Origin of the sequence: Streptomyces sp. NPDC001750, assembly GCF_042892615.1 — a bacterium.
GTDB lineage: Bacteria > Actinomycetota > Actinomycetes > Streptomycetales > Streptomycetaceae > Streptomyces.
In genome coordinates, this window is record NZ_JBIAUE010000001.1 from 328,808 (window position 1) to 355,316 (window position 26,509).

Sequence of the window (26,509 nt, forward strand, 5' to 3'; positions counted from 1 at the left end):
TCCCTTACTTCGCAGCAGCCGCGGCGAGCTCGGCGGCCTTGTCGGCCGCGCCGTCCATGGTGTCCACGCGCTGCACGAGCGGGTGGTTGGCGTCGGAGAGGATCCTGCGACCCAGCTCCGCGTTGTTGCCGTCGAGGCGCACGACCAGCGGCTTGGTGACGTCCTCGCCCTTGGACTTGAGCAGTTCGAGCGCCTGGACGATGCCGTTGGCGACCTCGTCGCACGCGGTGATGCCACCGAAGACGTTGACGAAGACGGACTTGACGTCCGGGTCGCCGAGGATGATCTCCAGGCCGTTCGCCATGACCTCGGCGGAGGCGCCGCCGCCGATGTCGAGGAAGTTGGCGGGCTTCACGTTGCCGTGCTTCTCACCGGCGTACGCGACGACGTCCAGGGTCGACATGACCAGACCGGCGCCGTTGCCGATGATGCCGACCTCGCCGTCGAGCTTGACGTAGTTGAGGTTCTTGGCCTTGGCGGCGGCCTCCAGCGGGTTGGCCGCGGCCTTGTCCTCCAGCGCCTCGTGCTCGGGCTGACGGAAGTCGGCGTTGTCGTCGAGCGAGACCTTGCCGTCCAGCGCCAGGATGTCGCCGGAGGCGACCTTGGCGAGCGGGTTGACCTCGACGAGGAGCGCGTCCTCGGCGACGAAGGTCTTCCACAGGGTCACCATGACCTCGGCGACCTGCTCGGCGACCTCGGCCGGGAACTTCGCCTGGGCGACGATCTCGCGGGCCTTCTCGATGGTGACGCCGGTGTTGGAGTCGACCGGGACCTTCGCGAGGGCCTCGGGGGTCTTCTCCGCGACCTCCTCGATGTCCATGCCGCCCTGCACCGAAGCCATGGCCAGGAAGGTGCGGTTGGTGCGGTCGAGAAGGTACGAGACGTAGTACTCCTCGACGATCTCGGGAGCGGTCTCGGCGATCATCACCTTGTGGACCGTGTGGCCCTTGATGTCCATGCCGAGGATGTCGGTCGCGCGGGCGACCGCCTCGTCGGGCGTGGAGGCCAGCTTGACGCCGCCGGCCTTGCCGCGGCCTCCGACCTTCACCTGCGCCTTGACGACCGACTTGCCGCCCAGCCGCTCGGTCGCCTCGCGGGCTGCCTCAGGCGTGTCGATGACTTCACCGGCCAGCACCGGTACACCGTGCTTGGCGAAGAGGTCCCTCGCCTGGTACTCGAACAGGTCCACGCGCGTCCGTCCCTTAATCAGTGGTCTCGCGGTTCGTTTTCTGCGTGGGCGTGCCGCGAGGGGCAAATGCGACTGCTCTGTCACGAGGAAGGCGCACAGGGTGACCCGGTGTACGCGGCATGTCCATCTCGCAGGTTATCCCCGCGCTCCGCGTGACCCTAAATCGCAGATCACACCTGAGCGGTGATTACGGTCACAGATCCGGCGGGTGGCCGGGGCGCGGTGGACGGAGTGGTGGCCGATGTGGCAGGGCTCCCGGGACGGGCTCAGGGTGCCGTCCGGAAGTCGCGGGCACGGGGGGCCTCCCTGTCCGGTACGGGTATCGGTCTCTTCTCGATCGCCGCGGCCATCACCTCGGGGAAGAGGTCCGGCGTGCAGGCGAACGCCGGTGCGCCCAGGGCCGCGAGGGCCGCCGCGTGGTCGTGGTCGTAGGCGGGCGCGCCCTCGTCCGACAGCGCCAGCAGGGCCACGAACTGCACCCCGGACGCCTTCATCGCGGCGACCCGCTTCAGCATCTCGTCGCGTATGCCGCCCTCGTAGAGATCGCTGATGAGCACGACGACGGTGTCGGCGGGGCGGGTGATCCTGGACTGGCAGTACGCGAGCGCGCGGTTGATGTCGGTACCGCCGCCGAGCCGCGTCCCGAACAGCACGTCGACGGGGTCGTCCAGTTGGTCGGTGAGGTCGACGACGGCCGTGTCGAAGACGACGAGCCTGGTGCGCAGCGTGCGCATGGAGGCAAGGACCGCGCCGAAGACGGCGGCGTGGACGACGGAGGCCGCCATCGACCCGGACTGGTCGACGCAGAGGACGACGTCCTTTCTCACGGACCGTGCGGCCCGCCCGTACCCGATGAGCCGTTCGGGGACGACGGTGCCGTACTCGGGAAGGTAGTTCTTGAGGTTGGCCCGGATCGTGCGGTCCCAGTCGATGTCGTGGTGCCGGGGGCGTTCGTTCCTCGTCGAGCGGTCCAGTGCACCGGTGAGGGTGGCCCGGGTGCGGGTCGCGAGCCGATTCTCCAGGTCGTCGACGACCTTGCGCACGACGGCCCGCGCGGTCTCCTTCGTCGCCTCGGGCATGGCCCTGCCGAGCGAGAGGAGCGTTCCGACGAGGTGGACGTCGGCCTCGACGGCCTCCAGCATCTCCGGTTCGAGGAGCAGCGCGGAGAGGCCGAGCCGGTCGATGGCGTCCCGCTGCATGATCTGGACGACGGAGCTGGGGAAGTACGTGCGGATGTCGCCGAGCCAGCGGGCCACGGACGGGGCGGAGGCCCCGAGCCCGGCCGAGCGGCTGTTCCCCTCCCGGCCTCCCGCCCCGGCACCGCCGCCGTACAGCGCGGTCAGCGCCCCGTCCATCGAGGCGTCGTGGCCGGTGAGGCCGCGCCCGGTGCCCTCCTCGCCGTCCCCGCCCAGCACCAGCCTCCAGCGGCGCAGTCGCTCGTCGGCCGTCGGGCCGGACCGGATGTCGTGGGGCGGGTGGGTCGTGGTGTCTGCCGTGTTCGTGGTCATCCCGTTGCCCCCAGGGGTTCCTCGGCCAGTGATTCCTCGACGGTTCGGGTCCTGTCGTCCGGGTCGCCTCCGCCCGGCCGCACGGCGGGGACCACGGCCGGGCCGGTGCGGGTGCCGGGGCCGGTGCCGACGTTCGTGCCGGTGCCGGTCGGGGTAGCGGTGTCGGCGGTCGTGCCGGTGCCCTTATCGGCTTCGGCTCGGACTTCGGGCTCGGCTTCGGCGGTCGCGTCGATGGTGGTGCCGAGCAGGAGACACAGAATGGGCTCCACGGCCTCGGCCCGCGCCGCGTCGAGTCCGGGCCCGAAGCCGGGGGCCACCGCGCCGGCGCCCGTACCGGCACCGGTGGCATCGGCAGCCGCCCCGCCCGCGGCCGGACCACGCCGCACGAGTTCGCCCAGCGTGCGCAGCACCCCGGCCTCGAAGGCCGAGAAGGTACGACGCAGCAGGGGCAGTACGTCGGCGAAGGAGTCGGCCGGGACGTCTGTGATCCAGGCGTCGACCAACCCGAGCAGCCGTGCGTCGTGGACGAGGAGCATTCCGCCGCCGGCCCCGCCGACGAACCCCTCGATCCAGGCCGCCGCATCGGCGGGCGACGAGCCGGGCGAGAGCGCCAGACCCATCAGCCGTGCCGCGTCGTCCTCCGCGATCCGCCCCTCGTCGAGCAGCAGGCGGGCCGCGCGTCCCCTGATGATGCCCGCGACGGTGTCCCGGGCGGCGAGCCGGTGGAGTACGGCGGTCCAGCGCCCGCGCAGCCCGTCCGCTTCGGAACGCGCGGCAGCGGCCCCGCCGAGCAGTCCGATCGCGGTGTGGACGCCGTCCATCCGGCGGCGCATCTCGGCGGCGCCGTCGGCGTCGAGTCCGGTGCACGCCGCCGGCAGGCCGACGCAGACGCGCTCCGCCAGCCCGGCGGCGACCTCCCCGAGCGCCCCGGTGTCCGTGGACCGCACGTCGCCGTAGCGCAGGGTGCGGGCCAGTGCGGGCAGGGCGTCGGCGAGCCGGCCGACGTCGGCGTCGAGCGCGGCGCGGTCGGCGAGGGCCCGCATCACCACGGGCAGGGCGTCCGGCAGTTCCGCGAGCAGGCAGTGCTCGGCGAGGGCCGTGATGTCGGCGAGGGAGGCGGCGGAAGCGGCCCGGGACCCGGCCTTGGCCGTCGCTGCGGAGAGCACGGTGGTGCCCCACGTCCCGGCCTCGGCCACCCGCACGTACAGCTCGGGTTCCCAACGCAGCCGCCAGCTCTCGCGGAACGTTCCGGTGCTCGTCCGGCCGGTCGTGGGCTCGCCCCAGTCGACGGCGAGGATCCGCAGCCGGTGCAGCAGCCGGCTCCGTGCCGCGTCGGTGTTCTTGCGCAGGTCGAGCTCCAACTCCCGCTCCTGCGCCTCCGGTTTGAGCCGGAGGGAACGCTGCTGACGGGTGAGGTCGCGTTGCAGCGGTACGGCGGGGGCGGTGTCGGGCACCTCGCCGAGAACTTCGCCGACGATCAGCCGGTCCCGTACGAGTGCCAGCGGGACGTCGGAGCCGTCGCACATCACGGCTCTGACCGCGTCCGTCGTCTCGTTCAGCCCGGCGAGCGGGCGGCCACGCACGGCGGCGAGGGACTCGGCGAGCCGGACGGCCTCGATGACATGGGCGGACGACACGAACCGGTCCTCGTCGCGCAGGAGTCCGGCGACCTTGGTCATCCATCGCTCGATCGGGCGGTCGGCCGCGTCGAAGAGGTGTCCGTACCAGCCGGGCGAGTCGATGCCCGCCCCGTACCCGCTGTTCCGGGCCAGCCTGCGATGCGACCAGGGCACCCAGGTCAGCTCGGTCCTGACCTTGGGCAGTCCCTTGAGCACGGCCCTGTCGGCGGCGAGCGTGGTCCTCGTGGCGAGCGCGGGGACGTGCCAGGCGCCGCAGACGACCGCGATGTCGTCGCCGAACTCCTTTCGTGCCTTGCGCAGTTGAATGCGCATGTGTGCCTCGCGAACCGTGTCACGGGGATGGTCACCGTCCCCGTACACCTCGCGCAGGGCCGTCATCGCCTCGGCGAGCGCGGCGAAGGGTGCCATCGGGTCGGTGTCGCCGCCCTGGGCACGGTGCTCGACGACGTCCTCCCACCAGCGCTCCGGATCGTCGTGACCAGCGGTCTGCGCGAGCACGCGGACGGGGTCGACGGGGACGCGCCCGGACGAACCATCGGCACCCGGCCCTTCCTCCCCGCCTCGGTCCGGGTCTCCTCCCCCGGCCGCGTCCTCCTCCCCGGCTGCCCGCTGCTCGGCCGCCCTCGCAATGGCCAGGGAGTTCGCGGCGGGAAGGTCGATGAAGCGGACCGGCACGTCGTGCGCCAGGGCCCAGCGGATCGCGACCCATTCGGGGGAGAACGCGGCCAGTGGCCAGAACGTCGCCTGCCCCGGGTCGTCGACGGCGTGGGCCAGCAACGCGACCGGCGGACGCATCCGTTCGTCGGCGGCCAGCAAAAGCAGCGGGTCCCCTTCCGGCGGGCCCTCGACCAGGACGGCCCGCGGACGCGCTGCCTCCAGGACCGCACGGACGGCGCGGGCCGAGCCCGGCCCGTGATGGCGCACCCCCAGCAGGAGGGGGCCGCCCGATCCCGCGGTCCGGGTCATGCGGACACCTCGCGGCAGGCGCGGTAGAAGTCCTTCCACCCGTCCCGCTCCCGTACCACCGTCTCCAGATACTCCTGCCAGACCACGCGGTCGGCCGCCGGGTCCCGGACGACCGCGCCGAGGATGCCCGCCGCCACGTCGCCGGGGCGCAGCACCCCGTCGCCGAAGTGGGCGGCCAGCGCAAGTCCGTTGGTGACTACGGAGATCGCCTCGGCCGTCGACAGCGTCCCGGTCGGTGACTTGAGCTTGGTGCGTCCATCGGTGGTGACTCCGTCGCGCAGCTCGCGGAAGACGGTGACGACGCGTCGGATCTCGGCCAGTCCGTCGGTTCCGGACGGCAGGTCGAGCGAGCGCCCGATCTGGTCGACCCGCCGGGACACGATGTCGACCTCCGCGTCCGGTGTGGCGGGCAACGGCAGGACGACCGTGTTGAACCGGCGGCGCAGGGCGCTGGACAGTTCGTTGACCCCTCGGTCGCGGTCGTTGGCCGTGGCGATGACGTTGAAGCCGCGGACCGCCTGGACCTCCTGTCCCAGTTCGGGGATGGGGAGGGTCTTCTCCGACAGGATCGTGATCAGCGAGTCCTGCACATCGGCGGGGATGCGGGTGAGTTCCTCGACGCGCGCGGTCATGCCCTCGGCCATGGCGCGCATCAGCGGACTCGGCACCAGCGCGTCCCTGCCGGGGCCGTGCGCGAGCAGTCGCGCGTAGTTCCAGCCGTAGCGAACGGCTTCCTCGGGGGTGCCCGCCGTGCCCTGGACGAGCAGCGTCGAGTCGCCGCTGACGGCGGCCGCGAGATGTTCGGAGACCCACGTCTTGGCGGTGCCGGGGACGCCGAGGAGCAACAGGGCACGGTCGGTGGCGAGTGTGGTCACGGCGACCTCGACCAGGCGACGCGGACCGACGTACTTGGGGGTGATCACGGTGCCGTCGGGCAGGGTGCCGCCGAGGAGATAGGTGGCGACGGCCCAGGGGGACAACTGCCAACGGGCGGGCCTGGGACGGTCGTCGGCCTCGGCGAGGGCCTTCAGCTCATGGGCAAAGGCGTCCTCGGCGTGCGGTCGCAGGGCCTGTGTCCCGACATCGGTGGTGGCAGCGGCGGCGGAGGCAGCGGCGGTTTCGGACACGGTCATGGGTCCCCCTCCAGATCGGTCGACCTGTTGCGGTTCCCACCGTGCACCATGGCACTGACAGTCGGCCCCCGTCGCAGGCCGGAGGCCGATCCGCGCATCCCGGCCGGTACGTCCGCGGCCGCAGGTCCGCCGACGGCCGCGGTCCGTTCATACCGCACGTTCGTGCGTCGCGGCCGGTTCGCTTCCTCGCGATGCGTTCATGCGTCGCCGGTTCATGCGTCGCCGGTTCGTGCGTCGCCGATTCGCCCGTCGCGGCGGGGCAGTTCGCCCGCGGCGGGTGGACGCCGCGGGCGGTGTGCTCAGCCGGCCACCGGCGAGACCGCGACGCAGCCGCCCGCCGTGAGGAGTCAGGTCGGACCGATTGTCAGTGGGGCGCTCTACCGTCGTTCCCATGCTGCTATCTCACGGGGGAGAACCTTCGCGCACGGCTGCCCCGGCCGTGCGGTGGACGGTGGAGCAGGTTCTGGCGCTGGCTCCTGACGCGCCGTCGCGCACGGCGGGGCGCGGACTCGGTTCGTCCGGGTCGTGGTCGGGGAGCGGACACGACGATTCGGGTGCGGTGTGGGGGCTGTGCGCGGGAAGCGGGAGCGAGCCGTATCGAACGGTCGTCGACACCACCGGCCCGGCGTACGGATGCAGTTGCCCCAGTCGGAAGTCCCCGTGCAAGCACGCGCTGGGTCTGCTGCTGGTCTGGGTGGCCGACGAGTCGGCCCTGCCCGTGAGCGAGGCGCCCGGCTGGGCCGGTGAGTGGCTGACGGACCGCCGTGGGCGGGCGGCGGAGAAGGAGGGGGGCGCGAACGGGACCACGGCGGGTCCGGCCGACCCTGAGGCCGCGCGGCGGCGGGCCGAGCGCCGGGCGGAGCGGATCACCGGCGGTGCCCAGGAGTTGGAGCAGCGGTTGGCCGACCTGCTGCGAGGCGGCCTGGCCGCGGCCGACCAGTCGGGGTACGGGATGTGGGAGGAGACCGCGGCGCGCATGGTCGACGCCCAGGCGCCCGGACTCGCCGCACGGGTCCGGGAGTTGGGTGCCGTACCGGCGTCGGGGCCGGGCTGGCCGGTGCGGCTGCTGGAGGAGTGCGCACTGCTGCATCTGCTGGACCGGGCCTGGCTGGAGATCGACCGGCTGCCGGAACCGCTGGCGGCCACGGTCCGTACGCGCGTCGGGCTGAACGTCCCGGCCTCGGGCCCACCCGTCCGGGACCGCTGGCTGGTCCTCGCCCAGTACGACACCCCGGACGGCAGGCTCGTCACGCGCCGCGTCTGGCTGTACGGAAGGGAGTCGGGGCGTACGGCACTGCTGCTCTCCTTCGGGGCGGCCGGGCGTTCGCCCGAGCTCTCGCTGCCGGTGGGCACCACGGTCGACGCCGAGATCACGCCGTATCCCGGCGCCGGTCAGCTGCGGGCCGAGCCGGGACAGCGGTTCGGCCTCCCGTCACCGGCCGGTACGCCGCCCGGGGGCGGTACGACCGGGGACGCGCTCGCCGCCTACGGAAGCGCCCTGCGGCATGATCCGTGGCTGGACGCCTGGCCGACGACGCTGCGCGAGGTGATACCGGTGCCGTCCGGTCCGGAGGGCTGGCAGCTGGTCGATGCCGCGGGCGACGGCGCCCTGCCCGTCGCTGCGCCGGCGCGGGCCCGGCCCGGGCTGTGGAAGCTGGTCGCGCTCTCCGGCGGCGCGCCGGTCACCGTCTTCGGCGAGTGCGGCCATCGCGGCTTCGACCCGCTGGCAGCCTGGGCCACGACCACGGACGCGGACCGGGACGGCACTGCGGCCCCGGACGCAAGGGCGGGTACGGCGGGATCGGTGGGTACGCGTGCGGGAGCGACCCCGGGCGTGCCGCGGTCCGTCGGGGCCGACACCGGCGGCACAGAGCACCACGGTGTCGGAAGCGTCGGAAGTGGGGGTGTCGAGATCGTCCCGCTCGTCTGACATCCGATGGCTTCCGACGACTTCCGATGGCATCCGATTCGACGTCCGAGGAGGACCAATGCCTCGTACCACCAGGCCCGAGCCGTGGGAGGAGCTCGTCACGTCGGCGTTGCTCGGCACCGACCGACGACCCGCGCGGCAGGGTGGCGGACCGGCCGAGCTGCTGGACGCCGCGGCGATCCTGACCGTACGGCGCCGAGCGGGGCTGCTGCCCGCCCCCGCGGCCGCCCGACCCGCGCCGTCCCCGGTCGATCCCCGGCCGCCGCTGCCCCCGGCCGCGCGACGCAGACTGGCTCAGTTGCTCGCGGACCGGTCGGCGCCGGGCGGTTCGGGCGGCCGACGCGGCACGGCGCCCGATCTCACCGAACTGATCCCCCAGTGGCTGGCGATCGCCAACCGGCGCGGCTTCCGCGCCCCTGCCGCGCTGCTCCCTCAACTGCTGGACGCGGCCAGGTCCCGTACCGATCTGCGGCCGCAGGCGCTCGCCTTCGCCGGGCCGCGCGGGCTGTGGCTGGCCGGGCTGAACCCCGAGTGGAGGTTCGCGCTGCGTGGCTCCTCCGGTGGTTCGGCACTGCCCGACGTCCCGGACCGGGACGCGGTCGCCCGGCTGTGGGAGGAAGGGCTGTTCGCCGAACGGGTCGCCCTGCTCGGGGCCGTACGGGCGCATGACCCGGCCGAGGCGCTCGCGCTGCTCTCCGGCACCTGGACCACCGAGCGGGCCGAGGACCGGCTGATGTTCCTCGACTCCCTGCGCACCGGGCTGTCCCCGGTGGACGAGCCCTTCCTGGAGCGGGCGCTCTGCGACCGCAGCCGGAACGTCCGCTCCACCGCCGCCGAACTGCTCTCCGCGCTGCCGGAGTCGGCGTTCGCCGGCCGGATGGCGGCCCGTGCGCTGTCCTTCGTGAGTCCGGACGTCACGGGTGACGACGCCCGCGTCGCCGTGGAGGCCCCGCACGAATGCGACGCCGCGATGGAGCGCGACGGTGTGGTGGCGGTTCCGCCGCCCGGTCGGGGCGAACGGTCCTGGTGGTTGGGGCAGTTGGTGGAGTCCGCCCCACTGACCGCCTGGCCGGCCCGGTTCGGCGGGCGCACCGCGCGGGAGATCGTCGCCCTGCCTGTGGCCGACGGCTGGGCCGAGGAGCTGCACGCGGCGTGGTGCCGGGCGGCGGTGCGTCAGCGGGATCCGGAGTGGGCCCGCGCACTGCTCGGCGCCCCTGCCGTCCCTCCGTCGAACGGCCCCGGCACGGCGTCGCTCGCCGAGCGGTCGAAGCTCCTCGCCCTACTTCCGGCGGCCGAACGCAGCGCGTGGGTCGCCGACTTCATCGCCGCGCACGGGCTGTCGGAGGCGTTCCAATTGCTCGGGGCCTGCCCCATACCCTGGGCCGAACCGCTCGGCCGCTCGGTCGTCGACGCCCTGGACATCGCGCGGGACGCGGGCAGCTATCCGTGGAGTTTCAGCGGCGTGATGGGACTCGCCGAACGCTGCCTGAACCCGGCCGAGGCGGACCGCCTGGAAGTCCTCACCACGCCCCAGGACGAACCGGAGGACGCGTCTCCGGGCGCCAACGGCTACTGGTCGGAGGCGTTCCAGCGCCTGGTCTCCACGCTTCGGCTGCGCGCGGCGATGGAGTCGGAGCTGCTGTCGGACTCAACGGCCGCACGGCACTCCTGACCGGCGGTACGGCCACGACGTGTCCGGTCGGCCCGCCCGGTCGTCCGGGCGGGCCGACCGGATGACCGACCGGTTCCGCCTGCCCGGTCGGCAGGTGGGCGGCCCGATGCCGACGCGTTCCGCTCGCCCCGACCGGCCCAACCTCTCCGGCCGCCCGGCCCGGGCCGCCCGGGCAGACGGGGCACACCCGAAGCCGCACGCCCGCATGCTCATACCGGCCGTCGCCGAACCGGGTTACGGCCGTACCGCCGTACCCGCCCGACCGTGCGGAGCCATCGCCGCAGGCCCGTACCGCGCCCTGCGGGCGCACGTCGCGATGCCGTTCGGAGCAGGCGTTCCGTTCCGGGCGGGCGGGCCGTGCGGCCGCCGACTCGCGGCGTGCTCAGGCGTCCGCGGGGTGCCGGACGTTGGCGTTGACCCAGTCGACGATCGAGGCCGTCGTGGCGCCCGGGGTGAAGATCTCCGCGACGCCCTGTTCCTTCAGCGGCGCGATGTCCGCCTCCGGGATGATGCCGCCGCCGAAGACCTTGATGTCCTCCGCCTCGCGCTCCTTCAGCAGCTCGATCACCTTGGCGAAGAGCGTGTTGTGGGCGCCGGAGAGGATCGAGAGGCCGATCGCGTCGGCGTCCTCCTGGATCGCGGTGTCCACGATCTGTTCGGGCGTCTGGTGGAGCCCGGTGTAGATGACCTCCATACCGGCGTCGCGCAGCGCCCTGGCGATCACCTTGGCTCCACGGTCATGGCCGTCCAGGCCCGGCTTGGCCACCACCACACGGATCGGACCTGTCACACCCATCACTGCCTCCACATGCGTCTCCCGTGCCTGAAGGGCCGGGGATGTGAACGAACGTTATCGACAGCATCCCGCAACCCGTCGTTTCGCGGTGTACGGGGAGGGGGAAATCACACGTGGGACATGTTCGCCTGGCGCCGTTCCCACGTGATGCGGTACGCCTGCCGTCGCGGAAACGTCCGCCGGGGGAGCCGCTACGAGGTCGCCGTACCACCGCGCCCCCAGCCGCGCGGCACGGTGGTACGGCCCTCATCGGGTCCGGACCCGGGCACCGCTCCCCCACGGCTTCCCATGAGGGCCCGCGGGGTCGCAGCCGCTTCCCCCGCTCGCCGCAGCAGGAGGAGGTCGGCCATGAAAGTCCTGCCCTTCCTCGCCGAAGGCGGAGGCAGAGGCGAAAGCGGAGGCAGAGGCAAAGGCGGAGGCCGGGGCAGCAGCAGAGGCCGTGGCAGAAGCCGGAACGGAAACAGTGACGGTGCCGGGAGCGATGACCGCACTCCCGTCGTCCTCCTGCACGGCTTCATCGGCCACCGTTCGGTCTTCGTCCTGCTGCGCCGCACCCTCGCCCGGCACGGCCGGCGCCATCTGGAGTCGCTCAACTACTCGCTGCTGACCTGCGACCTCCGCACCGCCGCCGAACTGCTCGGCCGGCACGTCGAGGAGATCTGCGCCCGCACCGGACACCACGAGGTCGACATCGTCGGGCACGGCCTCGGTGGTCTGATCGCCCGCTACTACGTGCAATGTCTGGGCGGTGACCAGCGGGTCCGCACCCTGGTCACGCTCGGCACACCGCACGGCGGGACCACCGTCGCCCCGCCCGCGAGTGCCCATCCCCTCGTGCGCCAGATGCGTACGGACTCCGCGCCGATCGAGGAACTACGCGGACCGGCACCGGGCTGCCGCACCCGGTTCGTGAGCTTCTGGAGCGACATCGACCGGGTGATCGTTCCGGCGGAGGCGGCCCGTATCGATCACCCCGACCTCGACGCGCTGAACGTACGGGTCACCGGGGTCGGCCACCTCGCCCTCCCCGCGCACCCCACCGTCGCCACCGCGGTCCGGCAGGCGCTGGAGTCCGGCACCCCGGCGGCCGGAACGACCGACGGAACGGCCGGGGAAACGACGGAGGAGTCCGCAGAGGGGGCTACGGAGCAGGCGGAGGCGGAGGGGACCGCGCGGGCATCGGGCAGCTCCGAAGTCACCGGGTCCGACGGGGCAACTCCATCCGACGGAACCGCTCCGGTGGCCTGACCCGGACCGGCTCCGTCACCCCGGCGCCCGCCCGCCCTCACACCCGCCCACCCCTGCCCCTGCCTCGACGCCCCGCCCCACCCCACCCCGGGCCTCATAAATAGAACGATCTTCGAACATAGAGCCAAGGCTCTGTGGACGGCCCGTCGAAAGACGGCCGATTGCCCCTTTCCCGAGTCGTCCACACCCGCCGAAGATTGTCCGCGCCGCATACCGCCGGGTACAGTCGCGGCCACTGCTTCCCCCGGGATCCGCCCGCTGGCCCCCGGAACACAGGTCCTGCTGCCGAGGCGAGAGAGAAGTTGGTGAACGACCAGCACCCCCACGCCGGGTACGCCGGATACGACAGCCAAGCCACCGGCAGCTTCGCCATCGATCCGCTCTTCGGCCCCATGTCCGGCGGCCACGACGGCACGTACGCCGACGGCGGCTACGGCACCGGACAGGCCGGGCAGACCGAGCAGGCCGGATACAGCGGCCACTACGACTCCACGCAGTGGGACACGGGCGCACACCCGACCGCCGCGTACGACGCCTACACCTCGTACGACACGCAGGCGCAGCAGATCTACGCCCCGGGTCAGACGTACGACACGACAGCCACGTGGACGTCCGCCGCATACGGCACGGCTGCGACCACGACCATGACCACCACCGCCTTCGCCGACGTCCCGTCGCAGGCCGACGCCCCGGACGTCACCGGCCAGTGGGACACCGGCGGCTGGTACGAGACCGGCCAGTGGGCGACGACCGGCACCGCCGCGTACAGCACGGGCGCATACGACACCGGCGCGTACGACGCCACCGCCTGGAACACCGGCGCCGCGCCCGAACCGGAGCACGAAGGGCTCGCCGCGCACACCCCGCAAGCGCCGCACGAGGTGCCGACGGCAGCGGAACACGAACGGGCCGACGAGCCCGCCACGGCCCGCCGGGACCCGGTCCACGACGCCACCACCGCCACGATGGCCGCGGTCACCACGTTCGACGACACGGCCGGTGCGGCCGACGCGCCGGCCGGGGCGACCGCCGACTCGGAGAGCGAGGCCGGGGGCGGCGACGCCGCCGACACGGCCGACATCGTGCTCGACCCCCACCGCTCCCCCGGCCGCGCCGACGCGCGCGGCGGCCGGAGCCGACGGCGTTCCCCCGCGAAGCGCTCCGCGCTTCTCACGGTCGCCGTGCCCTCCGCCTGTGTGATGAGCGTGGCCGGTATCGCCGCGGCCTCGGTCAGCGGCCTGGGCGGCGAGGACAAGAAGGACGACACGACCACGCTGGCGGCCGCGGCCTCCGGCTCCGTGAAGCCGGCCGTTGCCAACAGCAAGCTGGACACCCAGCTCGCCAACCTCAGCGCCGACGCCGAGAACTTCGCCGACCGCGCCAGCCGCACCCAGGAACGCATCGACCTGCGGGAACGCCAGGCCGCCGAGAAGAAGAAGCGCCTGGAGGAAGCCGCCCGCAAGGAGGCGCTGCGCCCCAAGTTCGTCATGCCGGTCGCACAGCACGGCCTCAGCGCGTACTTCGGCCAGGGGGGCGTCAACTGGATGTCCGTGCACACGGGCATCGACTTCCCCGTCTTCACCGGCACGCCGGTGATGGCCGCGACCGACGGCACCGTGCGCACGCAGTGGAACAGCGCCTACGGGAACATGGCCATCGTCACCATGGCCGACGGCACCGAGACCTGGTACTGCCACCTCAGCACCACGAAGATCCGCTCGGGCCCGGTCAAGGCCGGTGACGTCATCGCGTACTCCGGGGACTCCGGCAACTCGACCGGCCCGCACCTGCACTTCGAGGTACGGCCCGGTGGAGGCACGCCGACGGACCCACTCGCATGGTTCCGCAGTCACGGCGTCGACCCGACCTGAGCCACCCGTCCCGCCCGGACCCCGGAGGGCCGTGCCCCCGGGGCGTCCTGGCGGTCGGCCGCCCGGAGGAACCGGGCGGCCGACCGGCTAAAGCTTCTCGACCGGGGCGTACCGCAGCAGCAGCTTCTTCGGGCGGTCGTCGCCGAAGTCGACCGTGGCCTTCGCCTGGTCGCCGACGCCCTCGACCGCCGTCACCGTGCCGAGCCCGAACTGGTCGTGCGTGACCCGGTCCCCGACGGCCAGCGAGATCGTCGGCTTGTCCGAGGTCCGCCGGGTCGCGAAGCCCGAGGGGCCGGAGCGCGAACGCGACGAGGACAGCGAGGAGGAGAGCGACGAGCCGATGCCGGACGTCGGTCCGGCCGGGGCGGCCATCGGCCCGGTCCGCTTCCACTCCAGGTGCTGGTCCGGGATCTCCTCCAGGAACCGTGACGGCGGGTTGTACGAGGGCTGCCCCCACGCGCTGCGCATCGCCGCCCGGGTCAGGTAGAGCCGCTCACGGGCCCGGGTGATGCCGACGTACGCGAGGCGCCGCTCCTCCTCCAGCTCCTTGGTCTGGCCCAGCGCCCGCATGTGCGGGAAGACGCCGTCCTCCATGCCGGTGAGGAAGACCACCGGGAATTCGAGGCCCTTCGCGGTGTGCAGCGTCATCAGGGTGATGACGCCGGAGCCCTCCTCGTCCTCGTCGGGGATCTGGTCGGAGTCGGCGACGAGCGCGACCCGTTCCAGGAACTCCGCGAGCGTGCCGGCGCCCTCCTCGCCCGCCTCGCCCCGTTCCTGCTCGAACTCGAGGGCTACGGCGGCGAGTTCCTGGAGGTTCTCGATGCGGGTCTCGTCCTGCGGGTCGGTGGACGCCTGGAGTTCGGCGAGATAGCCCGTACGCTCCAGAACGGCCTCCAGGACCACCGCCGGGCCCACACCCGACTCGACGACCGTGCGCAGCTCCTCCATCAGCGTGTTGAACCGCTTGACGGCGTTGGCCGACCGGGCTGCCATGCCGTACGCCTCGTCGACCCGGCGCAGCGCCTGCGGGAACGTGATCTTCTCGCGCAGTGCCAGGGCTTCGATCATCGCCTCGGCGCGCTCGCCGATGCCGCGCTTGGGCACGTTGAGGATGCGGCGCAGCGGGACGGCGTCCTCGGGGTTGGCGAGGACCCGGAGGTAGGCCAGGACGTCCCGGACCTCCTTGCGCTCGTAGAAGCGCACCCCGCCGACGACCTTGTAGGGCAGGCCGACGCGGATGAAGATCTCCTCGAAGACACGGGACTGCGCGTTGGTGCGGTAGAAGACCGCGACGTCGCCCGCCCTGGCGTCGCCCGCGTCGGTCAGCCGGTCGATCTCCTCGGCGACGAACTGCGCCTCGTCGTGCTCGGTGTCGGCGACGTAGCCGGTGATCCTGGCTCCCGTGCCCGCGTTCGTCCAGAGGTTCTTGGGACGACGGCTCTCGTTGCGCTCGATGACCGCGTTGGCGGCGGACAGGATGGTTTGCGTGGAGCGGTAGTTCTGCTCCAGCAGGATCGTGGTCGCGTCCGGGTAGTCCTCCTCGAACTGGAGGATGTTGCGGATGGTCGCGCCCCGGAAGGCGTAGATCGACTGGTCCGCGTCACCGACGACGCACAGCTCGGCGGGGACTTCGCCCTCGCCCGCCGGGCCGACCAGTTCGCGTACGAGGGTGTACTGGGCGTGGTTGGTGTCCTGGTACTCGTCGACGAGGACGTGCCGGAAGCGGCGGCGGTAGTGCTCGGCGACGTCGGGGAAAGCCTGGAGCAGATGGACCGTCGTCATGATGATGTCGTCGAAGTCCAGCGCGTTGGCCTCGCGCAGCCGCGCCTGGTACATCGTGTACGCCTGGGCGAGGGTCTTCTCGAAGCCTCCCCCATTCTCGAATTCGCTCGAATGGGAGGTACCCCCTCCCGCCTGGCCCGCGAAGGTCTCCTCGTCGATCAGTTCGTTCTTCAGGCTGGAGACCTTGGCCGTGAACGACTTCGGCGGGAAGCGCTTCGGGTCGAGGTCCAGATCGCGGCAGACCAGGGCCATCAGCCGCTTGGAGTCGGCGGCGTCGTAGATCGAGAACGACGAGGTGAAGCCGAGCTTCTTCGACTCGCGGCGCAGGATGCGCACGCACGCGCTGTGGAACGTCATGACCCACATGGCATGGGCGCGCGGGCCGACGAGCTGCTCGACGCGCTCCTTCATCTCGCCCGCGGCCTTGTTGGTGAAGGTGATCGCCAGGATCTGCCCGGGATGCACCCCGCGCGTGGCCAGCAGGTGGGCGATCCGGTGGGTCAGTACGCGGGTCTTGCCGGAGCCTGCCCCGGCGACGATGAGCAGGGGCGAGCCCGCGTGGACCACTGCGGCGCGCTGCTGCTCGTTCAGCCCGTCGAGGAGCGCCGCGGGATCGACGACGGGGCGGGGCGCACCGTCGCGGTAGAACGCGTCCCTGGGCGGCGGGGGCCCGTCGAACACGCCCGCGAAGAGGTCCTCCGGCACGTCTTCGGGCGCCGACTCCTCAGGGGGCGGCGGGGGCCCTTCCTCCGAGTGCTGGAGGCCGGCCAGGAAACTGTCGTCAAAGAGGCTGCTCATCGCTGAACGAGTCTAGGCCGTTTCGTCGAAGTGCCGTCGTCCGGCCGGAGGCCGGGCCGTGCGGCGTCCGGTGTTTCCCCGAGTTCTCGGCTTCGCTCGAACAGGAGAGACCCCATCGATCAGGAGAGACGCCATCGATCGCGAGGCGGAGAATCGCCCTCGTACCGGACGCACGAGGACGACTCCGGCAACGCCGCGAACGTGCGTGGCAGGCGTCGCACGGCCCCGGAACGGCGGCGAGCCCCTGCGACGACTCGCAGGGGCTCGCGCGGCGGGATCGGGGCTCAGACCCAGAGCGTGGCGATGAAGATGTTGGCGAGCGTCAGCCCGCCCACCGCCGCGAAGGCGCCCTTGTCGACCTTCTCCTCGTCACGCTTGATGTAGACGAGCGCGAGGATGACGACGAGGATCAGCAGCTTCACGCCTATCTTGATGTTGTTCACCTCGTGCCCCTGGGCCTGGTGGAGGCCGACCAGCGCGACGCCGGTGACCAGCATCGTGAGCGCGCCGTGCAGCATCGCCGGGACGAACCGGGCCGCGCCCGCGCCCATGGCCTTCATCTGGGTCAGGAAACCGCCCAGCAGCGAGGCGATCCCGATGATGTGCAGGGCGACCAAGACATGAATGAGTACGTCCATGAGGCGCAGCCTAACCCTGCCCATATCACCACTCGACAGGCAGGTGCACGTTCCTGAAGCCACACTCGTGTCTGCACCAATTGCCCGACTCCGATGCACTTCCCCTGATCGATTGGCGACAACGGCACGCCAAATTCGGACAATAAGCGTCATTACGACTCTTTCCCGTGCCCTCGGATTAGCGTCCCTGACCAGGTGACCGGCCCCACCCCGCTCCGCATCCGGACAAGGCGCCGGCCACCCCGCCGAGTGCTCCGGCGGCGGACCGCTCCCGTACCGGTGCCCCGCCGCCGGGCCTCGGGCGGGCCCGCCGGTAGTCCCCGACGGGCAGTCGCCAGGAAGGACGCACGCCCCCGTGGCAGCGCATCGGAAACCCAAGCAGCGCCCGTACACCGGCACTGCTGCCCGCACCGCGGCCGCCCTCGCCTTCGCCGGGGCCGCGACCGCTGCCGCTCTGCCGGGCTCGGCGCACGCCGACCCCCGGCGGACCCCCGCCCGGGTCGAGGCCGAGGTGGACCGGCTCTACCGGGACGCGGAGGTCGCCACCGAGAAGTACAACGGCGCGAAGGAGCGGACGAGGGCCGCCGCCGAGGACGTCGATGCCCTGCGCGACGAGGCGGCCCGCCGCACCGACCGGCTCAACACCGCGCGCAACGCCCTGGGCTCGCTCGCCACCGCGCAGTACCGCAGCGGGGTGCTGAACCCGTCCGTGCAGCTGGCCCTCTCGTCCGACCCCGACCAGTACCTGGAACGCGCTTCGTACGTGGACCGGATCGCCGACCGCCGGGCCGTCGAGGTCGACGTGGCGGAGCGGCAGGTCGCCCGGATCGCCCAGCTGCGCTCGGAGGCCGGGAAGAAACTGGCGGACCTGGAGGCGCGCCGGGCCGAGATGAGGAAGCACCGGGCGACGATCCGGAGCAAGCTGGCCGAGGCGCGGCGGCTTCTGGCCTCCCTGTCCCCGGCCGACCGCGCCGCGTACGCGGACGGTGCGCGATCCGGTGCCCGCGCCGACCGCGACCTGGCGCGCGGCCCGGTCCTGGCGCCGAACGCCCGCGCCACCGAGGCCGTGGCGTTCGCGTACGGGGCTCTCGGCAAGCCGTACGTCTGGGGCGCGACCGGCCCGTCCTCGTTCGACTGCTCCGGGCTCACCCAGGCCGCCTGGCGCGCCGCCGGTGTCTCGCTGCCCCGCACCACGTACACCCAGATCAACGCGGGGCAACGGGTGTCGCGCTCCGAACTGGCCCCGGGCGACCTCGTGTTCTTCTACCCGGGCGTCAGCCACGTCGGGCTGTACATCGGCAACGGCCGCATGATCCACGCCCCGCGTCCGGGAGCCCCCGTCCGGATCGCGCCCCTCGACCAGATGCCCTTCGCCGGGGCGACCCGGGTGGCGTAGGCTCCCGAATCCGATCACGCTCCCCGGCCGGCCCGCCACCGGGCCGTACGTACCGGGACGTCACCGGATCAACCGGCCGAAGGACACCCGCACATGACCATGGACGTCGACGTCCAGACCCATGCCCGTACGCTCGCGCTGCGCTCCCCCGACCATCTGCGGGTCGGGCCCTTCACCGTGCGGTACGACCCGCACTGGTCGCTCAAGTACGCCAATTACGCGATTCCCGATCGGGACGCCGAGCCGACGGCGGCGGAGGTCGACGCCCTGGTCACGGCGTTCCGCGAGCGCGGGCGGCTGCCCCGGCTGGAGTTCCTGCCCACCTGGGCTCCGGCGGTCGAACCCGCCGTGCTCGCCGCCGGTTTCACCGTCGAGGACCGCGCCCCGGTCCTGGCCTGTGCCCCGGACGGGCTGCTGCCGCCGAAACCGGTGGACGCCCTCGTGATCGCGGAGCCGGTCACCGACGCGGAGTTCGACGCCGCCGCCCGGGTCCAGCACCACGGCTACGGCGGGACCGGGGAGCCCGAGGGCGGCGAGGCGGCGTGGCTGCGCACGGCGGCCGAGGGCGGCGGGGCCGCCGCGCTCGCCGTGCTCGACGGGGTGCCGGCGGGTGCGGGCGGCTGCTCGGTCCCGGTCGACGGCCTCAGCGAACTGGCCGGGGTCGCGGTCGCCGCCCCGTTCCGCCGCCGCGGCATCGGCGCCGCGCTCTGTGCGCACCTGACGGCGACGGCCTTCGAGCGCGGCTGCCGGGTGGTGTGGCTGGAGCCCGCCGACGCGGACGTGGAACGGATCTACGCGGGCATCGGCTACCGCAGGGTCGGCGAGAAGCTGAACATCTCACTCACCGGACCGGACGTCGCACCCGACGAACCCGATGTCCCGCTCGCCCACGACGGGGCGGACGGCTGAGCCACCGCCGCGCGGGAGGACGGAACGGTCCGGGCCACGGATGCGATGTCCCCGGGCCGGACGCTCCGGAACGCACCCGCACCGACCGGGCGTCGGGGGCAGCCGGCCCGGGCGCCCCGGGGCCGGCGTTCCGGAGCGGTCGGACCGGGTGTTCCGGTCGTCCCGGGGCGGCCGGTTCAGACCAGCCGTCGGGCCGTCGCCCAGCGGGTCAGTTCGTGACGGTTCGACAGCTGGAGCTTGCGCAGCACCGCCGAGACGTGCGACTCGACCGTCTTCACCGAGATGAACAGCTGCTTGGCGATCTCCTTGTACGCGTAGCCGCGGGCGATCAGCCGCAGCACCTCGCGCTCGCGCTGCGTCAGCCGGTCCAGGTCCTCGTCGACCGGCGGCGCGTCCGTGGAGGCGAACGCGTCGAGGACGAAGCCGGCCAGTCGGGGCGAGAACACCGCGTCGCCCTCCTGGACCCGGAAGACCGAGTCGATCAGGTCGGTGCCGGTGATCGTCTTGGTGACGTAGCCGCGGGCGCCGCCGCGGATGACGCCGATGACGTCCTCGGCGGCGTCCGAGACGGACAGCGCCAGGAACCGCACCGGGTCGTCGACGGCCCCCATCAGCGAGGCGCAGCGGCGCAGCACCTCGACGCCGCCGCCGCCCGGCAGGTGCACATCAAGGAGGACGACCTCGGGGCGGGTCGCCGTGATGACCGTGACCGCCTGGTCGACGTCGGCGGCCTCGCCGACCACCTCGACGCCCGTCTCCTCGGTGCGGCCGATCTCGGCCTGGACGCCGGTGCGGAACATCCGGTGGTCGTCGACGAGCACGACCCGCACCCGGCGGGCCGGCCCCTGGCTCCCGGCCGTCTCAGTGGTCTCCGTCATCGCTCGCCCTCTCCATCTCCAGCTCGACCTCCGTGCCCCCGCCGGGCACCGAACGCAGTCGCGCCGTGCCACCGTTGCGCTGCATCCGGCCGATGATCGACTCTCGTACGCCCATTCTGTCCCCCGGTACGGAGTCCAGGTCGAATCCCGGCCCCCGGTCGCGCACCGACACGAAGACCGTACGGCCCTCGACCTCCGCGTAGACCTGCACGGCACCGCCCTCGCCACCGTACTTGGCGGCGTTGACCATCGCCTCGCGCGCGGCCTGCATCTGTGCCCCCAGCTTCTCGTCCAGCGGGCAGTCCCCGACGACCACGACCTCCAGCGGGACGCCGTGCTTGTCCTCGACCTCGGCGGCGGCGCGCTTGACCGCCTCGGCGAGGGTCTCGGGTTCGTCGTCCTCCTCCTTGCCGGTGCCTTCGGGGTTGTAGAGCCAGTTGCGCAGTTCGCGTTCCTGGGCGCGGGCCAGCCGGCGGACCTCGCCCGCGTCCTCGGCGTTGCGCTGGATCAGGGTGAGGGTGTGCAGCACCGAGTCGTGGACGTGCGCGGCGACCTCGGCGCGTTCCTGGGCCCTGATGCGCATGGTGCGCTCCTCGGAGAGGTCCTGGGTCATGCGCACGAGGTACGGGCCGGCCAGCAGCGCTATGCCGGTGAGGACGGCGATCGCGGCGGTCAGGACGTTGCCGAGCTGGGCGGCGGAGCCGCGTACCACCATGAAGACGGCCAGGCCCAGGCCGACCAGGGCGACCCCGGCGAGCCCCCGGGCCAGGTGCAGGACCCGGCGGCGATTGCCGGTCTCCATCCAGCGGGCGCGGCGGGCGTTGTCGGCCTGCCGCCACACCAGCACGGAACCGGCGCCGATCAGCAGCGCGGGCCAGATGTAACGGTCGGCCCCGCCGCCCATGTCGACGTTGCCGACGAAGATCATCGCGCCGATGAGCAGCGCGATGAGGGCGAAGACCTGTCCCCTGTCGGGTTTGCGGAGCCTGCGTCTGCCGTCCGGTCCGGTCTCGAAGAGGGGGCGCGGGGCCTCCACTCCACCGACACCGAGCGGGACGACGATCCAGAACACGGCGTAGAGCAGTGCGCCGAGTCCCTCGGCGAAGAACAGGCCGACGAAGACGAAGCGCACCCAGGCGACGGGCAGCCCGAGGTGTCCGGCGAGACCGCGTGCGACGCCGCCGAGCAGCCGCCCGTCGGCGCTGCGGTACAGCTTGCGTGTCGGCGGCTCCTCCGGCTCGGTCCTGACGGAGCTCATGGCCCGGGGCGTGGCGGCTTGCATGACCCGATGGTCACATGCCCGGAAGGGACGCGGCATCAGGGTCCGTCCCGGACTCCACCCTGAGAGCCTGTCGGATGACCTCTGACCGGGCGGCCGCGCCCCGGCCGTGCGCCCCGGACCGTCGGCGGTGGGCCTCCCCCAGGGGCCCCGTGGGCGAATATCAGGGATCGGCCAGGGTGGGGGCGGGTCCCGGACACGCGCCCGGCCCGTCACCATGGAGCCATGACCCATCCCCAGGACACCTCCCCCGGTGTCGCGCCGCCCCCCGAACCGCGACCGCAACTGCGGCGCAGCCCGCGCCAGAAAGTCGTGGCCGGGGTCTGCGGCGGACTCGGCCGGTACTGCGACGTCGATCCGGTGATCTTCCGGATCGTGCTCGGGGTGCTGTCCGTCACGGGCGGCATCGGGCTGATCTTCTACGGCTTCGCCTGGCTGCTGATCCCGCTGGACGGCGAGGAGGAGAACGAGGCACGCAGGCTGCTGTCGGGCCGTGTCGAGGGCGCGTCGCTGATCGCGGTGCTGCTCGCGCTGATCGGGTGCGGGCTGTTCCTCTCCATGCTGGGCAACGGCGGCACGCTGGCGTTCTCCGCGATGCTGTCGCTGGCGGTCGTCGGCTTCGCCGTCTGGACGCAGAACCGCAAGGCGGTGGTGCCCCGGGATCCGTCGCACCCGGCGACCGCGCAGGCGGTGGCGGACGCGCCGCCCGAGGTGAAGGCACCGCCGTCGCCGGGCAGCCCGTCGTGGTGGCGGGACCCGATCGTCAAGGACGGCACGACGGGGCCGGTGGCACACGGGTATCTGTGGGGTCCGGCCGACGCGTCGCCCGGCGGGCGGCCCCCGCGCACGCCGGGGTCGGCACCGCGGAATCCGTACCGTGCGCCCCGACGGGAGCCCGGCACCATGGGCCCGGTCTCCATCGGTGGTCTCGTCTTCCTGCTGGCGCTGATCGCGGGCGGGCTCGGCACGTCACTGACCTGGGAGTCCCAGCCGCTCGGCACGAGCCTGCAGTTCGGTCTGGCCGGGGCGCTCGCGGTGTTCGGGCTCGGGATGCTGGTCAGCTCGTTCCTCGGCCGGACCGGGTTCGGCACGGTCATGCTGGCGATGATCACGGCGGTGCTGCTGGCAGGCGCGTCCGCGCTGCCGAAGGACATCACCACGCAGTGGATGCGCGAAGGCTGGCGGCCCGCCACGGCGGCGGCGGTCCGGTCGGAGTACGCGCTGGGCACCGGGCAGGCGCGACTGGACCTCACCGGGATCAGCGTTCCCGAGGGCGAGACCGTCGCGACGGCGGCAAGGGTCGGTGCGGGCCGTCTGGTCGTCGTCGTGCCGAAGGCGGTCACGGTGAGGCTGAACGCCCGGGCGGGCTTCGGCGACATCACGCTGCCCGTCGACCGCACGGGGGAGGCACCGTCCGGGCCTCCGGGCGACGTGGACGTCAGGCCGTCGCGCAACGAACACAGGACACTGCCGCCGGCCCCGGGGAGCAAGCCCGCGGGTACGGTCGAGCTCACTCTGGAGATCGGTATCGGACAGGTGGAGGTCACCCGTGCTGCTTCATGAGATCCGTCCGGGCCGGGCGGTGGCGGGCCTGGTGATGCTCGCCCTGGCGGCGGGCTACGCGGCGGACGCGGCGGGTGCCTGGGACGCCCCGTGGGTCTTCTTCTTCCCGCTGTTCTTCGGCGGCCTCTGGCTGGCCACCACCGTGACCTGCGCGAACTATGTGATCCGCCGCCGTCGTGACGCGCGGAGGGCGTCCACGGAGAACGCCGCGGCCCCGGCGAGCAGCAGCGGCAGCCAGGCCATGAGATAGGCCAGGTCGTTGCCGAAGTAGTACGGCTTGACCTGCCAGCTGACGGTCAGCCACAGGCTCAGCGAGATCAGTGCCCCGCCGAGCGCGGCGAGCCGTGCCCACAGTCCGATGAGAGTGCCGATCCCGACTGCGATCTCGCCGAAGGCGATGGCGTATCCGAAGGCCCCGGGGTTCTTCAGCGCGAGGTCGACGAGGGCCGGGATCGCGGACGAGTCGCGCACTGCGCGCATCATCTCGCCGATGGAGCCCGGGCCGCTCGCGCGGAAGAAACCGTCGGTCGTCAGCTTGTCGATCCCGGCGTAGAGAAAGGTGACGCCGAGGAAGATCCGCAGCGGCAGCAGTGCGTACTCCCGTGCGAGTTCCTTGAGCCCCCGCGCCCCGCCCGGACTGCCCATCGTCACTCCGTAGCCGCGCAGACCCGGCAATTCCTGCAAACCTTGCATGTGACTGCCCATCCTTCCGTAATCCCGTCATCAGACGATACGTAGAAGGGGCAACACGGCGCTCCCCCCGATGGGCCGTCCGGCCGGAAGATCCGTCGGCGGGACGCCCATCTGCATGAAGCGCCGTCAGCGGGAGGCCCCGGCGGCGCGGAGTACGTCGGCCGGGCGGCCGACGGTCAGTCCGTCACCTCGATCTCCACCGGGTTCGTCTCCACCCCGGCGGCGGTCACGACCTGCACCTCCACCCGGCCCGGCTCCACGTCCACCGGTACCGGAACGGTGAGCACGCCGTCCGTCGGGTTGGCGAAGCCGCCGGTGACCGGGACGAGCGGTACGTGCACATGGACCCGGCCGATCCGCACGACCATGCCCGCCAGCCGGTCCGGGGTCCCGGCGCCGGGCGGCACGAAGCCGGCGCCCCGGATCTCGATGTCGTCACCGGTACGGATCGGCGCGTCCAGGTCCCCGGCCTCCCGGGACCGGACCACCGAGAGGACCACCGGGCGCCCGCCCTCCGTGTACTTCCCGGCGAAGTACGCGACCGCCGAGACGGCGACCAGCAGCGCGAGCCCCCAGGGCAGGTCGGGCAGCTGCTCGGGCCTGCGGGCCAGCCGGATCGCGGCGAACAGCACCGCGACGGTGCTCACCAGCACGTACTGCACGTCCGTGAAGCTGCCCCGCCCCGAGTCGTCGGTGAGCAGATCGGCGGCGCGCGGCCGTTCGGCCCGCAGTTTCTGAAGCCGCCCGGAGAGGGCCCGTACGCCCACCACCCGGCGCACGACCACGGCGACGGCGCACACCAGCGCCAGCACGGTCACCACCCCGGCGCCCCTGGCCAGGTCCAGTCCCTCGATCAGCGCATCGCGCTCGGCGTGGTCGGAGGCGCCGGCCAGCTGGAGCGCCAGCACGAGCACGGAGAACACGGCGAGCAGCACCCAGGACGCCGCGACCGCCCGGGAGGTGGAGAGCCGGTTGTCCTCCCCTGTCACCGGGGCGAGCAGACCGCCGCGGGCCCGGTGGACGTGGGCGGCGCCGGTCAGCAGGGCCGCGGTGACCACTCCGGCGATCAGGCCGGCCGTACGGGCATTGCTCCAGCCCGCACCGATGGCGGTGGCGGTCTCGGCGACGACCAGCACGGCCACGCCTCCCCACACCGCGATCAGGGTGCGCCGCCATACCCGGTACAGCCAGGCGTCCCCCGCCTCCCGGCCCCGTTCGGCGACGGTCCTGGCCGACTGGGTCAGCTCGTCCGACACCCACTGCCGGGTCGCGGAGACGGACTGTGCGACCCCCGGCGGCACCCCCTGCCCCGCGGCGAATTCGTCCCGTTTGGCCAGGAAGGCCGCCACCGCGCGCCGATGGCCCTCGCGTGCCCCGTGCGGGCAGCCGCCGCACGTACAGCCGCCGCCGTGCGTGCCGCTCGCCCTCGCCTCGTCCAACGCCACGGAGAACGCCGCCCTTTCCAGCCCCGATCCAGCCACGGTCCAGTCAACTCGACTGTTATTGCTGCGAATTGTGCCGTACGGAAGGGCCTGGGGCCGCATCGGGGAGACGCACCGGCACACCTCGCAAGAATGTGCGAGTGATCCGGCCGTCAGAAGTCGCCCGATGTCACCAGAAGATGCGACTCGTCGACGCGTCAGAAAGCACGGCTGATCCGGCGCCAGAGCGGCTGGTAGTTGGTCCAGGCCACCAGGTCGCCGCCCAGACGCTCCCGCGTGGCGACGGCGTCCCGGTGGCCGATCGACACCGGCTTCCCGGCGGCGCGCGCGGCCAACTGCACCTGGCAGCAGCGTTCCAGGGAGATGAACCACCACGCGGCGGCATCCACCGTGCCGCCGACGGTCAGCAGCCCGTGGTTGCGCAGCACGATCGCCTTGCGCCCGCCGAGCGCCGCCGCGATCCGGCGCCCCTCCTCCGCGTCGACGACGACCCCGGTGTAAGCGTCGTAGAGAGCGTGGTCCTCGTAGAAGGCGCAGGCCTCCTGGGTGATCGGTTCGACGAGCTCACCGAGCGCGGACAGGGCCCGCCCGTGCACGGAGTGGGTGTGCGCGACGGCGACGACATCGGGGCGGGCCCGGTGCACCTGCGCGTGGACGGCGAACGCGGCCTGGTTGACGTGGTGTTGCCCCTCGACGACCTGACCGTCCCCGTTCACCAGGATCAGCTCGTCCGCGGTGATCCCGTCGAAAGGCGCCCCGAAGGGATTGACCCAGAAGCAGTCGGCGAACTCCGGGTCGCGCGCGGTGAGATGACCCGAGACACCGTCCTCGTACCCGTACTCGCCGAACAGCCGGAGCGCCCCGGCCAGCCGCTCCTTGCGATGGGCACGCTCCTCCCGCACCGACTCGTGGACGGGCGGCATCGCGAAGTGGAGCCGGTCCACGGGTACGGGCGTGGGCTCCGGCATGTGCTCGGGCGTGGGCTCGGGCTCGGGCATGACGCCTCCTCGGCTCCCAGGACGTAGGGAGGCGGAAGCTACCGCTGGTCGCGACAAGTGGCCAGGGGTGCCGGGGAGCCGACCGGGCCCGGAGCCGTGTTCTCACCCTCGCGGTCGACGTCCAGGTCGCTCGGGGTCCGCAGCGTAAGTTCCACACCCGCACGATGTGGCTGCGGCGCT

The 26,509-nt window shown here is 72.6% G+C and carries 20 protein-coding genes; 8 read left to right on the forward strand and 12 right to left on the reverse strand.

Annotated elements, in window-relative coordinates:
• Positions 1–4 precede the first annotated feature (4 nt).
• From sucC to ACFYY6_RS01470, 4 genes are all read right to left on the reverse strand, one after another.
• Positions 5–1,189, reverse strand: a complete 1,185-nt coding sequence (gene sucC / locus ACFYY6_RS01455; RefSeq protein ID WP_351524963.1) for an ADP-forming succinate--CoA ligase subunit beta — start codon at positions 1,187–1,189, stop codon at positions 5–7.
• Between the two features lie 266 nt (positions 1,190–1,455).
• Entirely contained in the window at positions 1,456–2,697 is a 1,242-nt protein-coding gene (locus ACFYY6_RS01460; protein ID WP_351524962.1) for a VWA domain-containing protein, read from the reverse strand.
• On the reverse strand, positions 2,694–5,303 hold the full coding sequence (locus ACFYY6_RS01465) for a DUF5682 family protein (protein ID WP_389191212.1): 2,610 nt from the start codon (positions 5,301–5,303) through the stop codon (positions 2,694–2,696). The genes ACFYY6_RS01460 and ACFYY6_RS01465 overlap by 4 nt, the downstream gene beginning before the upstream one ends.
• Positions 5,300–6,436, reverse strand: a complete 1,137-nt coding sequence (locus tag ACFYY6_RS01470) for an AAA family ATPase (RefSeq protein WP_389191215.1) — start codon at positions 6,434–6,436, stop codon at positions 5,300–5,302. The genes ACFYY6_RS01465 and ACFYY6_RS01470 overlap by 4 nt, the downstream gene beginning before the upstream one ends.
• Before the next feature lie 391 nt (positions 6,437–6,827).
• Here ACFYY6_RS01470 and ACFYY6_RS01475 point away from each other — a divergent pair, with 391 nt between their 5' ends.
• Both ACFYY6_RS01475 and ACFYY6_RS01480 read left to right on the forward strand, forming a co-directional pair.
• A complete protein-coding gene (locus ACFYY6_RS01475) occupies positions 6,828–8,366 on the forward strand; it encodes an SWIM zinc finger family protein (protein ID WP_389191218.1) in 1,539 nt (512 codons plus the stop codon).
• 58 nt (positions 8,367–8,424) lie between these two features.
• A complete protein-coding gene (locus ACFYY6_RS01480) occupies positions 8,425–10,038 on the forward strand; it encodes a DUF5691 domain-containing protein (protein ID WP_389191221.1) in 1,614 nt (537 codons plus the stop codon).
• A 382-nt stretch (positions 10,039–10,420) separates the two neighbouring features.
• Here ACFYY6_RS01480 and ACFYY6_RS01485 read toward each other — a convergent pair whose 3' ends face one another.
• A complete protein-coding gene (locus ACFYY6_RS01485; RefSeq protein ID WP_073786948.1) occupies positions 10,421–10,834 on the reverse strand; it encodes a cobalamin B12-binding domain-containing protein in 414 nt (137 codons plus the stop codon).
• 348 nt (positions 10,835–11,182) lie between these two features.
• On the opposite strand from ACFYY6_RS01485, the gene ACFYY6_RS01490 reads away from it, so the two are divergent.
• Both ACFYY6_RS01490 and ACFYY6_RS01495 read left to right on the forward strand, forming a co-directional pair.
• Positions 11,183–12,082: an esterase/lipase family protein gene (locus ACFYY6_RS01490; protein WP_389191224.1), complete on the forward strand. Its 900-nt coding sequence runs from the start codon at positions 11,183–11,185 to the stop codon at positions 12,080–12,082.
• A gap of 305 nt (positions 12,083–12,387) precedes the next feature.
• Positions 12,388–13,953 (forward strand): M23 family metallopeptidase, encoded by a 1,566-nt coding sequence (locus tag ACFYY6_RS01495; RefSeq protein ID WP_386608799.1) that lies wholly within the window; start codon positions 12,388–12,390, stop codon positions 13,951–13,953.
• Positions 13,954–14,040: 87 nt separating this feature from the next.
• Here the strand turns inward: ACFYY6_RS01495 and pcrA are convergent, their stop codons facing one another.
• Together pcrA and ACFYY6_RS01505 are read right to left on the reverse strand one after the other, a co-directional pair.
• Entirely contained in the window at positions 14,041–16,533 is a 2,493-nt protein-coding gene (gene pcrA, locus ACFYY6_RS01500) for a DNA helicase PcrA (protein ID WP_351629375.1), read from the reverse strand.
• Positions 16,534–16,817: 284 nt separating this feature from the next.
• Positions 16,818–17,171: a hypothetical protein gene (locus ACFYY6_RS01505; protein WP_351521584.1), complete on the reverse strand. Its 354-nt coding sequence runs from the start codon at positions 17,169–17,171 to the stop codon at positions 16,818–16,820.
• 355 nt (positions 17,172–17,526) lie between these two features.
• Between ACFYY6_RS01505 and ACFYY6_RS01510 the strand changes: the two genes are divergently transcribed.
• Positions 17,527–18,567, forward strand: coding sequence for an NlpC/P60 family protein (locus tag ACFYY6_RS01510; RefSeq protein ID WP_351629378.1), 1,041 nt, complete (start codon positions 17,527–17,529; stop codon positions 18,565–18,567).
• A 93-nt stretch (positions 18,568–18,660) separates the two neighbouring features.
• Complete coding sequence (locus ACFYY6_RS01515; RefSeq protein WP_389191229.1) at positions 18,661–19,476, forward strand: GNAT family N-acetyltransferase; 816 nt, start codon at positions 18,661–18,663, stop codon at positions 19,474–19,476.
• Between the two features lie 176 nt (positions 19,477–19,652).
• Here the strand turns inward: ACFYY6_RS01515 and ACFYY6_RS01520 are convergent, their stop codons facing one another.
• Positions 19,653–20,354 carry a response regulator transcription factor gene (locus ACFYY6_RS01520; protein ID WP_351521590.1) on the reverse strand — a complete coding sequence of 234 codons (702 nt, stop codon included), beginning with the start codon at positions 20,352–20,354 and terminating at the stop codon, positions 19,653–19,655.
• Positions 20,338–21,636, reverse strand: a complete 1,299-nt coding sequence (locus ACFYY6_RS01525; RefSeq protein ID WP_351521591.1) for a PspC domain-containing protein — start codon at positions 21,634–21,636, stop codon at positions 20,338–20,340. The genes ACFYY6_RS01520 and ACFYY6_RS01525 overlap by 17 nt, the downstream gene beginning before the upstream one ends.
• 222 nt (positions 21,637–21,858) lie before the next feature.
• Between ACFYY6_RS01525 and ACFYY6_RS01530 the strand changes: the two genes are divergently transcribed.
• Together ACFYY6_RS01530 and ACFYY6_RS01535 are read left to right on the forward strand one after the other, a co-directional pair.
• A complete protein-coding gene (locus ACFYY6_RS01530; protein ID WP_351521592.1) occupies positions 21,859–23,196 on the forward strand; it encodes a PspC domain-containing protein in 1,338 nt (445 codons plus the stop codon).
• A complete protein-coding gene (locus ACFYY6_RS01535) occupies positions 23,183–23,446 on the forward strand; it encodes a hypothetical protein (protein ID WP_351629388.1) in 264 nt (87 codons plus the stop codon). Before ACFYY6_RS01530 ends, ACFYY6_RS01535 begins: the two co-directional genes overlap by 14 nt.
• Here ACFYY6_RS01535 and ACFYY6_RS01540 read toward each other — a convergent pair.
• The 3 genes from ACFYY6_RS01540 to ACFYY6_RS01550 form a co-directional block, all read right to left on the reverse strand.
• On the reverse strand, positions 23,353–23,889 hold the full coding sequence (locus ACFYY6_RS01540; protein ID WP_386608678.1) for a DoxX family protein: 537 nt from the start codon (positions 23,887–23,889) through the stop codon (positions 23,353–23,355). The genes ACFYY6_RS01535 and ACFYY6_RS01540 overlap by 94 nt on opposite strands.
• 176 nt (positions 23,890–24,065) lie before the next feature.
• The gene (locus tag ACFYY6_RS01545; RefSeq protein ID WP_351521621.1) at positions 24,066–25,334 is read right to left on the reverse strand and encodes a hypothetical protein; all 1,269 of its coding nucleotides are present in this window, start codon (positions 25,332–25,334) and stop codon (positions 24,066–24,068) included.
• 194 nt (positions 25,335–25,528) lie between these two features.
• Positions 25,529–26,329: a class II aldolase/adducin family protein gene (locus ACFYY6_RS01550; RefSeq protein WP_389191233.1), complete on the reverse strand. Its 801-nt coding sequence runs from the start codon at positions 26,327–26,329 to the stop codon at positions 25,529–25,531.
• Positions 26,330–26,509 lie beyond the last annotated feature (180 nt).

What these genes read in the sequence shown, in the direction of transcription:
- ACFYY6_RS01460 (WP_351524962.1), bottom strand. Translation starts at nt 2,697, where the DNA reads ATGACCACGAACACGGCAGACACCACGACCCACCCGCCCCACGACATC.
- ACFYY6_RS01550 (WP_389191233.1), bottom strand. Translation starts at nt 26,329, where the DNA reads ATGCCCGAGCCCGAGCCCACGCCCGAGCACATGCCGGAGCCCACGCCC.
- ACFYY6_RS01490 (WP_389191224.1), top strand. Translation starts at nt 11,183, where the DNA reads ATGAAAGTCCTGCCCTTCCTCGCCGAAGGCGGAGGCAGAGGCGAAAGC.
- ACFYY6_RS01540 (WP_386608678.1), bottom strand. Translation starts at nt 23,889, where the DNA reads ATGCAAGGTTTGCAGGAATTGCCGGGTCTGCGCGGCTACGGAGTGACG.
- ACFYY6_RS01530 (WP_351521592.1), top strand. Translation starts at nt 21,859, where the DNA reads ATGACCCATCCCCAGGACACCTCCCCCGGTGTCGCGCCGCCCCCCGAA.
- ACFYY6_RS01475 (WP_389191218.1), top strand. Translation starts at nt 6,828, where the DNA reads ATGCTGCTATCTCACGGGGGAGAACCTTCGCGCACGGCTGCCCCGGCC.
- ACFYY6_RS01485 (WP_073786948.1), bottom strand. Translation starts at nt 10,834, where the DNA reads ATGGGTGTGACAGGTCCGATCCGTGTGGTGGTGGCCAAGCCGGGCCTG.
- ACFYY6_RS01480 (WP_389191221.1), top strand. Translation starts at nt 8,425, where the DNA reads ATGCCTCGTACCACCAGGCCCGAGCCGTGGGAGGAGCTCGTCACGTCG.
- ACFYY6_RS01470 (WP_389191215.1), bottom strand. Translation starts at nt 6,436, where the DNA reads ATGACCGTGTCCGAAACCGCCGCTGCCTCCGCCGCCGCTGCCACCACC.
- pcrA (WP_351629375.1), bottom strand. Translation starts at nt 16,533, where the DNA reads ATGAGCAGCCTCTTTGACGACAGTTTCCTGGCCGGCCTCCAGCACTCG.
- ACFYY6_RS01505 (WP_351521584.1), bottom strand. Translation starts at nt 17,171, where the DNA reads ATGGACGTACTCATTCATGTCTTGGTCGCCCTGCACATCATCGGGATC.
- ACFYY6_RS01520 (WP_351521590.1), bottom strand. Translation starts at nt 20,354, where the DNA reads ATGACGGAGACCACTGAGACGGCCGGGAGCCAGGGGCCGGCCCGCCGG.
- ACFYY6_RS01525 (WP_351521591.1), bottom strand. Translation starts at nt 21,636, where the DNA reads ATGCAAGCCGCCACGCCCCGGGCCATGAGCTCCGTCAGGACCGAGCCG.
- ACFYY6_RS01465 (WP_389191212.1), bottom strand. Translation starts at nt 5,303, where the DNA reads ATGACCCGGACCGCGGGATCGGGCGGCCCCCTCCTGCTGGGGGTGCGC.
- ACFYY6_RS01515 (WP_389191229.1), top strand. Translation starts at nt 18,661, where the DNA reads ATGACCATGGACGTCGACGTCCAGACCCATGCCCGTACGCTCGCGCTG.